The following is a 13,310-nucleotide window of genomic DNA, read 5'->3' on the forward strand; positions in this document are numbered from 1 at the left end:
TTCAACTGGCGCGCTGGCGACGCGCCTCGATGATGTTGGGCAACTGGCTGATACGCGCGAGCAGGCGACCCAGCGCATCCAGGCCGGGGATTTCCACGGTGATGGACATGGAGGCGGTGTTGTCGTCCTTGTTCGAGCGGGTGTTGACTGCCAACACGTTGAGTTTCTCGTTGAGCAGCACCTGGGTGACATCGCGCAGCAGGCCGGAACGGTCGTAAGCCTTGATGGCGATTTCCACCGGGTAGGTCTGCACCGGTACCGGCCCCCAGCTCACCTGAATCATCCGCTCCGGCTCGCGCCCGGCCTGTTGCAGCACGGTCGGGCAATCCTGACGGTGAATGGTGACGCCACGGCCAAGGGTGATGTAACCAACGATGGGGTCGCCCGGCAGCGGCTGGCAGCAGCCGGCCATCTGCGTCAGCAGGTTGCCCACGCCCTGGATCTGGATGTCGCCACGCTTGCCCGGACGATAGCCCAGGGCCTTGCGCGGAATCAGCTCCAGTTGCTCGTTGCCGCGATCCGGCTCGGCCAGTTGTTGCGCCAGGTTGACCGCATGAGCAAGACGCACGTCGCCCGCGCCGAGCGCAGCGAACAGATCCTCGGCGGTCTTCAGGTTGGCTTTCTCGGCCAACTTGTCGAAGTCCACGCTGGGCAGCGCAAGGCGCGTCAGTTCGCGTTCGAGCAGTTGCTTGCCGGCGGCGACGTTCTGGTCGCGATCCTGCAGCTTGAACCAGTGAACGATCTTCGCCCGCGCACGGCTGGTGGTGACATAGCCCAGGTTGGGGTTGAGCCAGTCGCGGCTCGGCGAGCCCTGCTTGTTGGTGATGATCTCGACCTGCTCGCCGGTCTGCAGGCTGTAGGTCAGCGGCACGATGCGCCCGTTGATCTTGGCGCCACGGCAGCCATGGCCGATCTCGGTGTGCACGCGGTAGGCGAAGTCCAGCGGCGTTGCGCCCTTGGGCAGGTCGATGGCGTGACCGTCCGGGGTGAACACGTAAACCCGGTCGGGTTCGATGTCGACACGCAACTGCTCGGCCAGGCCGCCAATGTCGCCCAGTTCCTCGTGCCACTCGATGACCTGGCGCAGCCAGGAAATCTTCTCTTCGTAGTGGTTGGAACCGGACTTGACGTCGGTGCCCTTGTAGCGCCAATGCGCACAGACGCCCAGCTCGGCTTCCTCGTGCATGGCGGTTGTGCGGATCTGCACCTCCAGCACCTTGCCCTCCGGGCCGAGCACGGCGGTGTGCAGCGAGCGGTAGCCGTTTTCCTTGGGGTTGGCGATGTAGTCGTCGAATTCCTTGGGAATGTGCCGCCACAGGGTGTGCACGATACCCAGGGTGGTATAGCAGTCACGCACCTCCGGCACCAGCACACGCACCGCACGCACGTCGTAGATCTGGCTGAACTGCAGGCCCTTGCGCTGCATCTTGCGCCAGATCGAATAGATGTGTTTCGCCCGGCCGCTGATGTCGGCCTTGATGCCGGTGGCTTCCAGCTCCTGGCGCAGGTGCGCCATGGCATCGTTGATGTACTGTTCGCGATCCAGACGGCGCTCGTGCAGCAGCTTGGCGATCTGCTTGTACTGCTCCGGCTCCAGGTAGCGGAAGGACAGATCCTCCAGCTCCCACTTGATGTGGCCGATACCCAGGCGATGAGCCAATGGTGCGTAGATGTCGAACACCTCGCGCGCCACACGCTGGCGTTTGTCCTCGTCGGCCTCCTTGACCGCACGGATGGCACAGGTGCGCTCGGCCAGCTTGATCAGCGCCACGCGCACGTCATCAACCATGGCCACCAGCATCTTGCGCAGGTTTTCCACCTGCGTCTGCGAGCCCAGCACAACCGACTCGCGCGGGTTGACGCTGGCGCTGATCGCGGCCATGCGCAGCACGCCTTCGATCAGCTTGGCCACCACCGTGCCGAACTTTTGCTGCACGGCGGCCAGGGTGATCTTGCCCTCGCGCACGCCGCGGTAGATGACCGCAGCGACCAGCGAATCCTGGTCGAGCTTGAGGTCGGCGAGAATTTCCGCAATGTCGAGGCCGGCGCGAAAACTCGACGCCCCCTCGCTCCAGTGATGCTCGGTGGTCTTGGCCTGCTGCTCGACATCGCGGGCAAATTCGCAGGCCTCTTTCAGCGCCTGGCGATCCAGTGCCGGATCGACACGGGCTACATGCTCCAGCCAGGCCTCGAGATTGATGCTGCCGTCATCGTTGATCGGCTGTTGCGCTCTCACCTGAACCATCGTCTTACCTTCCCTACGGTGCGCACGCGCTGCACCGAACAGTCGCCGGCCTTCTCCGAGCCGGTCGGATTAACTTGAAGAACGCGCGTCCTGCACGTCCCCGAACCACAACCGCTACATCTTCTCGAACAGCGCCATGGCTTCGACATGCGCCGTCTGCGGGAACATGTCGAGGATACCGGCGCGGCGCAAACGGTAACCCTGAGTCGCCAGTTCGGCCGCATCGCGTGCCAGCGTGGTGGGGTTACAGGATACATAGAGCACCCGTCCGGCACCCAGCGCCGAAATACCTCGAACCACTTCCAGCGCACCGTCACGCGGCGGGTCGAGCAGGATGGCATCGAACCCGCCGCGCGCCCAGGCCGCTTCAGCCAGCGGCTTGGACAGGTCTGCACGAAAAAAGTGCGTGCCTTCCAGGCCGTGCCGACGCGCATTGTCAGCCGCCCGCTCGACCATCGCCGCGACGCCTTCCACAGCCACCACCTGCGCACCCTCGCGCGCCAAAGGCAGAGCGAAATTGCCCAGACCGCAGAACAGATCCAGCACTCGCTCGCCAGGCTGCACACTCAACCAGTCTAGCGCTTGCGCCACCATTGCCTCGTTGACCGCCGCATTGACCTGGACGAAATCGCCCGGCCGATAAGCCAGTTCCAGCGCCCAGTGTGGCAACGCAAAACCCAGGCTCGGCACGTCGCCATCGGCCTGCGGTTCGCCCTCGCCTTGCAGCCAGAGCTGCGCCTGATGCGCCGCGCAAAATTCGCGCAGCAGAGCCAGGTCGCCCTCGCCCAGTGCTGCGGTATGGCGCAGCAGCAGCGCCGTATGGGTGCCACTGAACAGCTCGACATGGCCCAGCGCTTGCGGTTTGCCGAGGCGTCGCAACAATTCGGGTAACGCCTGCAGTACAGGCTGCAAGGGCTGTACCAGCACCGGGCAGTGCTCGATGGCGACGATGTCCTGGCTGGCCTCTGCCCGGAACCCCACCTGCAGCTGGCGCGCCTTGGCATCCCAGCGCACGGCGATACGGGCGCGGCGGCGGTACCCGAACTCAGGCCCGACCAGGGCGGCAGCCCACTCGTCGGGCTGCACCGACGCGAGGCGATCCAGTTGCTCGGCCAGCGTGCGCTGCTTCAGCGCGAGCTGATCGGCATGCGCCATGTGCTGCAGGTTGCAGCCTCCACAACGGTCGGCATGCGCGCAGGGCGCAGTGCGCCGCGCGCTGCTGGCAACGATGATGCGTTCGCTACGCGCCTCGACGGTCTGACTACGGGCGCCCAGCACCCGCGCCTCGACCTGCTCGCCAGCCAACGCGCCACTGACGAACCAGGTACGCCCGCCCTCGAAGGCAATGCCTCGGCCGTCGCCGGCCTGCCGCTCGATGCTCAACAGCTGCTTCTTGCCAACCGGCACTGCCTGCGCGCGGCTGCCACCGCTGGGCTGAAAACGCAGGCTCGGAGTGCGCCTGGCCATCAGTGCGCCGGATCTTCGTAAACGCCGGTCGACAGGTAGCGGTCGCCACGGTCACAGATGATCGCCACCATCACGGCGTTTTCCACCTGGCGCGACAGGCGCAGCATGGCTGCCACCGAACCACCGGAAGAAACCCCGCAGAAGATGCCTTCCTCACGGGCGAGACGACGCATGACCTGCTCGGCTTCGGCCTGGCTCATGTCCACGACCTGATCGACACGTTCGGCCTGGTAGATCTTCGGCAGGTACTCCTGCGGCCAGCGACGGATGCCGGGAATGGCCGAGCCCTCCTGCGGCTGCAGGCCGACGATCTGGATCGCCGGATTCTGCTCCTTGAGGTAACGCGAGGTGCCCATGATGGTGCCGGTGGTGCCCATGGAGCTGATGAAGTGGGTGACGGTACCGCCGGTCTGGCGCCAGATTTCCGGGCCGGTGCCGGTGTAGTGGGCCTCGGGGTTGTCGCCATTGGCGAACTGGTCGAGCACCTTGCCGCGGCCTTCGGCCTGCAGCCGCTCGGCCAGGTCACGTGCGCCTTCCATGCCCTCTTCCTTGCTGACCAGGATCAGCTCGGCGCCATAGGCGGTCATCGCCCACTTGCGCTCGGCGGTGGAGTTGTCGGGCATGATCAGGATCATCTTGTAACCCTTGATCGCCGCCGCCATCGCCAGGGCAATGCCGGTATTGCCGCTGGTGGCTTCGATCAGGGTATCGCCTGGGTGGATCGCACCACGCAGCTCGGCGCGGTTGATCATCGACAGCGCCGGGCGATCCTTGACCGAGCCGGCCGGGTTGTTGCCTTCCAGCTTCACCAGCAGCGTGTTGCTGGTTTCACCGGCCAGACGTTGCAGGCGCACCAGGGGCGTGTTGCCGATGCAATCGGCGATGGTGGGAAATTGCAGGCTCATGGGGATGTGCGAATCCAGACTGACGCGAAGGGGCGTCATGATACGCCGAACCTGCGAACGCATCACGCCATGATCGGTTTCACGACACGACGTCTCGTAGATGAATGGCGCCTCGCCTTCGAGAGCGAGACACTCGCACAGGTGCCCGAGCCCAATTACATGGGCGACGCGGACGACATCGCCTCATGCGCCCTGCAGGCGCAGCTTGAGGCGCAAGCCGGGCCTGGCGTTCTCCGCCCAGAGTTGGCCGGACTGGGTCGCGATCATGCTCCGCGCAATGGCCAGCCCCAGGCCAAAGCCGTCACCGCCCGGCCGAGCCGCACTGAGCCGGATAAAGGGCTGGAAGATGGTGTCCAGTTCACTTTCAGGCACACCTGGCCCCTGATCCTCGATCCACAGCAGCCATTGCCCACCCTCGCGCCGCCCGGCCAGACGCACTACACCCGCTTGCGGCGAATGACGAATGGCATTGCGCAAGATGTTTTCCAGCGCCTGCGCCAGGCCATTGAGGTTACCCAGCACTCGGCAGTCGGCCGGCAACTCACAGGGCATGCGCTCGATGGGCCAACCGGTCTCGAAGCTGGCGTTTTCCCGCAGCACGTCCCAGAGCCGGACGATGTCCACCTCCTCCAGCGGCAAGCTGGGGCGCTCGGTATCCAGCCAGACCAGCTCCAGCGCATCGCCCACCAGCTTTTCCATTTCCTCTACTTCACGCGCCATACGCTGGCGCAGCGCCGCTACATCCTGCTCGCTGTCCCCTGCCACGCGCAGGCGGGCCAACGGCGTGCGCAGTTCATGAGACAGGTTGCGCAGCAACTGACGCTGGAACGCCACCGTCCCGTCCAGGCGTTCAGCCATCTGATCGAAGGTGCGCGCCAACTCACCGAGTTCGTCGCGCCGCTGCGTCATCGTCGTGCCCAGACGGGCCGACAGATCGCCAGCACTGAGCGCAGCCGCATGCCGGCGCAAAGCGACCAGCGGCGCGATCAGCACTCGATAGAGCACCACACCGAAAAGAATCGCCAGCAACGCCGGCAGTACACGCTGCAGTAAAAGGTTCCACAGATCGCTGTAACGCCGCGGACTGAGATGCCAGGGCAGCTCCATCACCAGACGTCCCTGACCGTCGCTGAACGGTATATAAAAGATGGGCGTTCCACCCGGTCGCCCCACCGGGAAGTCCAGGCGGCGCACGAAGTCCAGGCGCTGTCGCTCGTCTTCATCCAGCGACCGGGTAGCCAGCGAGGTCTTTCCGGCATCGACGACGACAGCCCATACCAGCTCGCGATCGCTCAGCCGCTGCAGGAAGGCATCGACACCGGCGCTGCCGTCCTGGCGCCAGGCCGTTTCGGCTTCATCAGCGTAGCCACGCAATACCTGCCGGCTCGATGGCGACAAATAGGAAGATGCCTCCATCAGAGTACGCCCCAGGTCGACATGGAGGCTGGCCAGCAGCATGCAGAACAGCGCCAGCGCCCCCGTCAGGCGCCAGAGTAGCGAGTGCCTGCCCGGCAACGTCACGCGCTCACCTGTACCAGCATGTAGCCCTTGCCCCAGACCGTCTCCACCCGCACCGCGCCGTAGCCGGCGACCTGCAGCTTGCGACGGACATGGCTGACATGCATGTCCAGACTGCGATCGTGCTGCGAATAGGCTCGGCGCAACGCCTGCTGATAAAGGAAGGCCTTGCTCAGGGCCTCCTCGCGATGCCGCCAGAGCAGCTCCAGCACCCGATACTCGCTGGGCGTCAACCCGACCCAGCGGCCGCCATGTGCGACATCGCTGCGCCCTTCGTCAAAATACAGGCTGCCGTCGTCGCTGGCGGGTGATTGTTCGCGGCGCTCGTAGGCCACGCGGCGCAGGATGGCCTCCACCCTTACGCTCAACTCGTTCAGGCTGAACGGCTTGGGCAGGTAATCATCGGCACCCTGGCTGAAGCCGGCGATACGGTTCTGCTCGTCGCCCAGCGCCGACATCAGCAGCACCGGCACGCTACGGCGACGGCGCAAACGCTGCAGCGCCTCCAGGCCATCGATGCCGGGCAGCAAGATGTCCATCAGGATCAGGTCGAAGTCCTCATTCTCGGCCAGCCGCAGGCCTTCGCCACCATCATGGCTGAGCACGACGTCGAATCCGCTGTCACACAGGTGCGCCTGCAGATGGCTGGCCAGCAGGGGGTCGTCCTCGACGGCCAGAATCCGAGCACAAGAGGAGGCAGAGGTCATCATGAATTGAGATCAACTGATAGCAAATGGGAACGATTCTACATCCTGTGTGCGAATCACTCACCTACAGATTCCACCGCGCCAAATCGCTACACTGGCGCCCAGTCACCAAGGGAGGTCAAGCGTGTTCAAGGAACTAGGCATCAAGGGCCGCGTGCTGCTACTCACTCTGCTACCCACGACACTGCTGGCCCTGGTGCTCGGCGGCTATTTCACCTGGGTGCAACTGTCGGGGTTGCAGGCTCAGCTGCTGCAGCGCGGCGAGATGCTGGTCGAACACCTGGCCCCTCTGGCCGCACCGGCCCTGCAGCAAGGCGACGCAGGCAAGCTCGAACGCATCGCGCGCCAGGCTCTGGAACACCCGGACGTGCGCGCCGTCAGTTTCCTCGCCCCCGAACGCACGCCACTGGCCTACGCCGGCCCGAGCATGCTCAACCCGGCGCCAGGTGACGAAACCGGCCTCAGCCGCCTCAGCGGCCAGGATGCGACACGCTTCCTGCTGCCGGTCTACGACAGCTATCTGGCTTTGAGCGGTGACCTCGAAGAAGACCGGGCGGCCCGCCTGCTCGGCTGGGTAGAGCTGGAGCTGTCGCATCAGGGCACCCTGCTCAGCGGCTACCGCAGCCTGTTCGCCAGCTTGCTGCTGATCATCGGCGGCCTGGGCGTCACCGCGCTGCTCGCCCTGCGCATGGGCCGCAGCATCAACGAGCCGCTGCGGGCCATCAAGGCCGGTGTCGCGCAACTCAAGGACGGCAATCTGGAAACCCGCCTGCCGCCGCTGGGCAGCCACGAGATGGACGAACTGGCCTCGGGCATCAACCGCATGGCCGAAGCCCTGCAGAACGCCCAGGAAGAACTGCAACACAGCATCGAGCAAGCCACCGAAGACGTGCGCCAGAACCTGGAAACCATCGAGATCCAGAACATCGAACTGGACTTCGCACGCAAGGAAGCCCTGGAAGCCAGCCGCATCAAATCCGAATTTCTGGCCAACATGAGCCACGAGATTCGCACACCACTCAACGGCATCGTCGGCTTCACCCACCTGCTGCAGAAGAGCGAGCTCAGCCCACGCCAGCAGGACTACCTGAGTACCATCGAAAAGTCCGCCGAAAGCCTGCTGGGCATCATCAACGAGGTACTCGACTTCTCCAAGATCGAGGCCGGCAAGCTGGTGCTCGAGTCCATCCCCTTCAACCTGCGTGACCTGCTGCAGGACACCCTGACCATTCTCGCGCCGGCCGCCCACGAGAAAGAACTGGAGCTGGTCAGCCTGATCTACCGCGACACCCCGCTGGCCCTGCGCGGCGACCCATTGCGCCTGAAGCAGGTACTGACCAACCTGGTGAGCAATGCGATCAAGTTCACCCGCGAAGGCACCATCGTCATGCGCGCCATGGTCGAGGACGAGAGCAGCGACAGCGCCCAGCTGCGCATCAGCGTGATGGACACCGGCATCGGCCTCTCCGACGAAGACCTGCGCGCGCTGTTCCAGGCGTTCAGCCAGGCCGACAATTCGCTGAGCCGCCAGGCGGGCGGCACCGGGCTCGGCCTGGTCATTTCCAAGCGCCTGATCGAACAGATGGGCGGCGAGATCGGCGTCGACAGCACGCCTGGCGAGGGCTCGGAATTCTGGATCAGCCTGACGCTGCCCAAGGCCCGCGATGACGCCGACGATCTGCCGCGCGCTCCGCTGCAGGGCCGTCGCGTAGCGGTACTGGAAACTCACGAGCTGGCTCGCCAAGCCCTGGCGCATCAACTGGAAGACTGTGGCCTGGAGGTCGAAAGCTTCAACAGCCTGCCCCTGCTGCTCGAAACCGTCGCCAAACGCCAACAGGGCGACAAACCCCTGAGCCTGGCGGTACTCGGCCTGACCATCCAGCAAGTCAGTCCGCAAGCCCTCAGCCAGCACCTCTGGGAACTCGAGCGCATGGGCTGCAAGGCACTGGCACTGTGCTCGACCACCGAGCTGGGCGCCTATCACGAGACCCTGCCGGACGCCTACCTGCAGTTGCAAGCCAAACCGCCCTGCACCCGCAAGCTGCACAAGGCCATGGTCGAGTTGGTCTGCCCGCACCGTCCGCTCAGCGAACCGGCGCCCAGCAGCCCGAGCGGACGCCGCCCGCAAATCCTCTGCGTCGACGACAACCCGGCCAACCTGCTGCTGGTGCAAACCCTGCTGGACGACCTCGGCGCGCAGGTCACGGCTGTCGACAGTGGCTTTGCCGCGCTGGAAGCCTTCCAGCAAGACAGCTTCGATCTGGTCTTCATGGACGTGCAGATGCCTGGCATGGACGGCCGCCAGGCCACCGAGGCGATTCGCCAATGGGAGAGCAGCCAGGGACGCAGCGCCACCACGATCGTCGCCCTGACCGCCCACGCCCTGGCCAGCGAGAAACGCACCCTGCTGCAATGCGGCATGGATGACTACCTGACCAAACCCATCAGCGAACGCCAACTGACCCAGGTCGTGCTCAAGTGGACCGGCCTTTCACTGCGCGGCCAGCCCTCGCAGAGGGCGGCAGAAAACGCGCCGGCGCCCAGTACGCAGAACAAGGTACTCGACGCCGAAGAAGGCTTGCGCCTGGCCGCCGGCAAGGCCGATCTGGCCGCCGACATGCTGAGCATGCTGCTGGCCGGCCTGCCGGGCGACCGCCAGGCCATACGCCAGGCCCGCGACGCCGGGGAGCGCACCGCACTGATCGAACGCGTACACCGCCTGCATGGCGCCACCCGTTATTGCGGTGTGCCGCAGTTGCGCGCCGCCTGCCAACGCAGCGAAACCCTGCTCAAGCAGGACGACCCGGAAGCTCAACGCGCACTGGATGAACTGGATGCGGCCATTGCCCGCCTGACCGAGGCGACGGCGCAAGACGCCTGAGGATAGAACCCATGCGTATCTGCCTGTTCAGCAGCAAAGGTTACGACCGCGACAGTTTTCTCGCCGCCGAGCGGCCGACCGGCTGGCAACTGCATTTCCAGGAAGCACGCCTGACGCTCGACAGCGCCCTGCTCGCGGCCGGCCATGAGGTGGTCTGCGCCTTCATCAACGACGACCTGTCCGCACCGGTGCTGGAACAACTGGCCGCCGGCGGCACACGCCTGATCGCCCTGCGCTCGGCCGGCTACAACCATGTCGACCTGAGCGCAGCCCAGCGCCTGCAGTTGCCGGTCGTGCGCGTACCGGCCTATTCGCCGCACGCCGTCGCCGAACACGCCGTTGCGCTGGTCATGGCGCTCAACCGCCGCCTGCATCGCGCCGTCAACCGCACCCGCGACGGTGACTTCAGCCTGCACGGGCTGACCGGCTTCGACCTTTATGGCAAGACCGTCGGCGTGGTCGGCGGCGGCAAGATCGGCCAGGTCTTCGCCCGCATCATGCACGGCTTCGGCTGCCAGGTACTGATCTACGACCCCTTCCCGCTCAGCGATCTCGAAGCACTGGGCGCGCGCCAGGCCGAACTCGACGAAGTGATCGCACAGAGTGACATCCTTAGCCTGCACTGCCCGCTCACCGACAGCAGCTACCACCTGATCGATGCCGACTGCCTGAGCCGCATGAAGCATGGCGCGATGCTGATCAACACCGGGCGCGGCGCACTGGTGGATGCACCCGCGCTGATCGATGCACTTAAAAGTGGCCAGCTCGGCTATCTGGGGCTGGATGTCTACGAGGAAGAGTCGGAGCTGTTCTTCGAAGATCACTCCGACCGCCCCCTGCAGGACGACACCCTCGCTCGGCTGCTGAGCTTCCCCAATGTCATCGTCACCGCGCACCAGGCCTTCCTCACCCGCGAAGCCCTGGGTGCAATCGCCCAGACCACGCTGGACAACATCGCAGCCTGGACCGAGGGACGCCTGAGCAATGAGGTAAAAGCCGGCACGTGATAGCATGCCGGCTGCTCCGGAGGACTCATGGCCGAACACGATTTCCGTTACACCCTGCTCAACCCGCAACACACCCTTACCGAATGCCGCGCCCTGGCGCCGGGCCGTTACCAGGTCACTGGCAACGGCGGCTCGATCCAAGCCCATGATGTGCTACTGGTCACCCTCAAGGGCAGCCGCGACCTGCACATGCGCCTGCAGGTCGAGAAGGTACGCCACCTGATCAACCCGCCCGGCCAATGGCTGGCGGTGTGCCAGGGCCCGCAGTTCAAGGAACTGGCGATCCACAATTGGCAAGTCAACTGCGACGGCTGTGGCAAACAGCTGGATTTCGAATTCGCCGTCGATGCCGCGCTCGGCAAGGCTGCCCAGGCACCAGCCGCCGAGGCACGGATTGCCGAACTGGGCTGGCGCAACGACGCCGGCCGCCATCTGTGCCGCGCCTGTCAGGAGGCCTGAGATGATCTACCGCGCCCTGCCCCTCGCCCTGTTCGCCGCCACACTGGCCGGTTGCGCCAGTGATGCCCCGCAACTGGAAACCGAACGCAGCTATCGCGTGGAATGGATCGGCGAGCGCCCGCTGATTGACCGCAGCCACCTGACCATCACGTTCGCCGCCGATGGCCGCGCCCACGGCAATGCCGGCTGCAACCACTGGTTCGCCGGCTACAGCCTCAAAGACGATGCCATTCGTTTCGAGACGCCGGGGAGCACGCGCAAGCTCTGCGCACCGGCGCTGATGGAACAGGAGCGGCGCTTCCTCGAGGCCCTGGGCCAGGTGCAACGCTGGGACTTCAACGTCATTGGCCAACTGCAACTCTGGCCCGCCAGCGGCAAACCGATTCGACTCTGGGCCGAGTGAAATCACCGCGTATTTCGTAGGGCGGGGGAACCCCGCCAGGTTGCGACGGCGGGTTGCACCCGCCCTACGCGAATGGCTCAGCCTTCAGGCAAACAGCTCCAGTTGCTCCTGCTGCCCACGCAAATCACGCAATCTCACGCCGACACCGAGCAGGCGCACCGGTTTGCCGCCCCGCGCATGGGCAGCAGTCAGCAGTTGCCGATAGCTGTCCAGATCACGACTGGCGCCAGCCTGCTCCAGGGTGGTCTGGGTGAAGTCATGGAACTTCACCTTGACGAAGGGTTTATCCGGTCGATAGCTGGCATCCAGCCGTTGTAGCCGGCCATGCATCTCTTCGAGCAACACCGGCAGCTTGTCCAGACAGCTCTGCAGATCCGGCAGATCCTGCTCGAAGGTGTGCTCGACGCTAAGCGACTGCCTGCGACTGTCGACCTTAACCGCCCGCTCGTCGATGCCCCAGGCCAGGCTCCACAGGCGCTCACCGAAACTGCCGAACTCGCGCGCCAGCGCCAGCCGATTCCAGTCACGCAGATCCAGACAGGTACGGATACCCAGGCGCGCCAGCTTATCCGCCGTGACCTTGCCGACACCATGCAGCTTGCTCACCGGCAGCGCCGCAACGAAATCCTCCACCTGATCAGGCGTGATCACGAACAAACCATCGGGCTTGCGCCAGTCACTGGCGATCTTGGCCAGAAACTTGTTCGGCGCCACACCGGCGGACACCGTGATGTGCAGCTCCTGCGACACCCGCCGCCGAATCTCCTGGGCGATGCGCGTGGCGCTGCCGGCAAAATGCGGCGCCTCACTGACATCCAGATAAGCCTCGTCCAGCGACAACGGCTCGATCAGGTCGGTGAACTGGCGAAAGATGCCGTGAATCTCACGCGACACCCCGCGGTACACCTCGAAGCGCGGCTTGACGATCAACAGATCGGGACACAGCTTCAGCGCCTGGTGCGAGGACATCGCTGAACGCACGCCATAGGCACGCGCCTCGTAATTGCAGGTAGCGATCACCCCACGCCGCTCCGCCGCGCCACCGACCGCCAGCGGACGATTGGCCAGACTCGGGTCGTCACGCATCTCGATGGCGGCGTAAAAGCAGTCGCAGTCAACGTGGATTATCTTGCGCACAACACCCTCGAAAGCCTTGCCAGGTCTGGTCGGACTCGCTGAAGTCTAACAGCTGTTTGAGGCTAACCATCTGAGTTGAAAACAGTTTTTTGAAGATAGTAGTTGACGTAAGGCTTTCTGCCGGTAGAATGGCCGCCGCGGGATGGAGCAGTCTGGTAGCTCGTCGGGCTCATAACCCGAAGGTCGTAGGTTCAAATCCTGCTCCCGCAACCACCTTCCGAAAAGGCCACTCTAACGAGTGGCCTTTTTGTTTGCCTGCCGATTAGTATTTTCGATTAAAAGCAATAAACCGATTGACAACACTCTCTCCCTGAGTAGAATGGCCGCCGCGGGATGGAGCAGTCTGGTAGCTCGTCGGGCTCATAACCCGAAGGTCGTAGGTTCAAATCCTGCTCCCGCAACCACCTTCCGGAAAGGCCACTCTAACGAGTGGCCTTTTTGTTTGTCTGCCGATTAGTATTTTCGATTAAAAGCAATAAACCGATTGACAACACTCTCTCCCTAAGTAGAATGGCCGCCGCGGGATGGAGCAGTCTGGTAGCTCGTCGGGCTCATAACCCGAAGGTCGTAGGTTCAAATCC

10 protein-coding genes and 2 tRNA genes are annotated in these 13,310 nt (G+C 64.4%); 6 read left to right on the top strand and 6 right to left on the bottom strand.

The genetic code is table 11. The features are described 5' to 3' along the window. Window position 1: 1 nt before the first annotated feature. The 5 genes from relA to VC352_RS08735 all read right to left on the bottom strand — a co-directional run bounded on the left by relA (window position 2) and on the right by VC352_RS08735 (window position 6,845). Complete coding sequence (gene relA, locus VC352_RS08715; protein ID WP_322979186.1) at window positions 2-2,245, bottom strand: GTP diphosphokinase; 2,244 nt, start codon at window positions 2,243-2,245, stop codon at window positions 2-4. Between the two features lie 114 nt (window positions 2,246-2,359). Further along, the gene (gene rlmD, locus VC352_RS08720) at window positions 2,360-3,712 is read right to left on the bottom strand and encodes a 23S rRNA (uracil(1939)-C(5))-methyltransferase RlmD (RefSeq protein WP_322979187.1); all 1,353 of its coding nucleotides are present in this window, start codon (window positions 3,710-3,712) and stop codon (window positions 2,360-2,362) included. Next, window positions 3,712-4,617 carry a cysteine synthase CysM gene (gene cysM / locus VC352_RS08725; protein ID WP_322979333.1) on the bottom strand — a complete coding sequence of 302 codons (906 nt, stop codon included), beginning with the start codon at window positions 4,615-4,617 and terminating at the stop codon, window positions 3,712-3,714. The genes rlmD and cysM overlap by 1 nt, the downstream gene beginning before the upstream one ends. 183 nt (window positions 4,618-4,800) lie before the next feature. Then, the gene (locus VC352_RS08730; RefSeq protein ID WP_322979188.1) at window positions 4,801-6,138 is read right to left on the bottom strand and encodes a histidine kinase sensor domain-containing protein; all 1,338 of its coding nucleotides are present in this window, start codon (window positions 6,136-6,138) and stop codon (window positions 4,801-4,803) included. After that, the gene (locus VC352_RS08735) at window positions 6,135-6,845 is read right to left on the bottom strand and encodes a response regulator transcription factor (RefSeq protein ID WP_322979189.1); all 711 of its coding nucleotides are present in this window, start codon (window positions 6,843-6,845) and stop codon (window positions 6,135-6,137) included. Before VC352_RS08735 ends, VC352_RS08730 begins: the two co-directional genes overlap by 4 nt. Window positions 6,846-6,966: 121 nt before the next feature. On the opposite strand from VC352_RS08735, the gene VC352_RS08740 reads away from it, so the two are divergent. Genes VC352_RS08740 through VC352_RS08755 form a run of 4 tightly spaced genes read left to right on the top strand, consistent with a single transcriptional unit; the run spans window position 6,967 to window position 11,592 of the window. Further along, entirely contained in the window at window positions 6,967-9,723 is a 2,757-nt protein-coding gene (locus VC352_RS08740; RefSeq protein WP_322979190.1) for a response regulator, read from the top strand. An 11-nt stretch (window positions 9,724-9,734) separates the two neighbouring features. Beyond that, window positions 9,735-10,730, top strand: coding sequence for a 2-hydroxyacid dehydrogenase (locus VC352_RS08745; protein WP_322979191.1), 996 nt, complete (start codon window positions 9,735-9,737; stop codon window positions 10,728-10,730). Between the two features lie 27 nt (window positions 10,731-10,757). Continuing rightward, the gene (locus tag VC352_RS08750) at window positions 10,758-11,189 is read left to right on the top strand and encodes a hypothetical protein (RefSeq protein WP_322979192.1); all 432 of its coding nucleotides are present in this window, start codon (window positions 10,758-10,760) and stop codon (window positions 11,187-11,189) included. Between the two features lies 1 nt (window position 11,190). Further along, the gene (locus VC352_RS08755) at window positions 11,191-11,592 is read left to right on the top strand and encodes an META domain-containing protein (RefSeq protein ID WP_416340121.1); all 402 of its coding nucleotides are present in this window, start codon (window positions 11,191-11,193) and stop codon (window positions 11,590-11,592) included. An 84-nt stretch (window positions 11,593-11,676) separates the two neighbouring features. On the opposite strand, the gene dinB is transcribed toward VC352_RS08755, so the two are convergent. Beyond that, window positions 11,677-12,729: a DNA polymerase IV gene (gene dinB / locus VC352_RS08760; RefSeq protein WP_322979193.1), complete on the bottom strand. Its 1,053-nt coding sequence runs from the start codon at window positions 12,727-12,729 to the stop codon at window positions 11,677-11,679. 136 nt (window positions 12,730-12,865) lie between these two features. On the opposite strand from dinB, the gene VC352_RS08765 reads away from it, so the two are divergent. Both VC352_RS08765 and VC352_RS08770 read left to right on the top strand, forming a co-directional pair. Beyond that, window positions 12,866-12,942, top strand: a tRNA-Met gene (locus VC352_RS08765). 114 nt (window positions 12,943-13,056) lie between these two features. Beyond that, window positions 13,057-13,133: transfer RNA gene (locus VC352_RS08770), tRNA-Met, on the top strand. Window positions 13,134-13,310: the final 177 nt, after the last annotated feature.

Source organism: Pseudomonas sp. C11 (genome assembly GCF_034683865.1).
In the GTDB taxonomy this organism is placed as follows: domain Bacteria; phylum Pseudomonadota; class Gammaproteobacteria; order Pseudomonadales; family Pseudomonadaceae; genus Aquipseudomonas.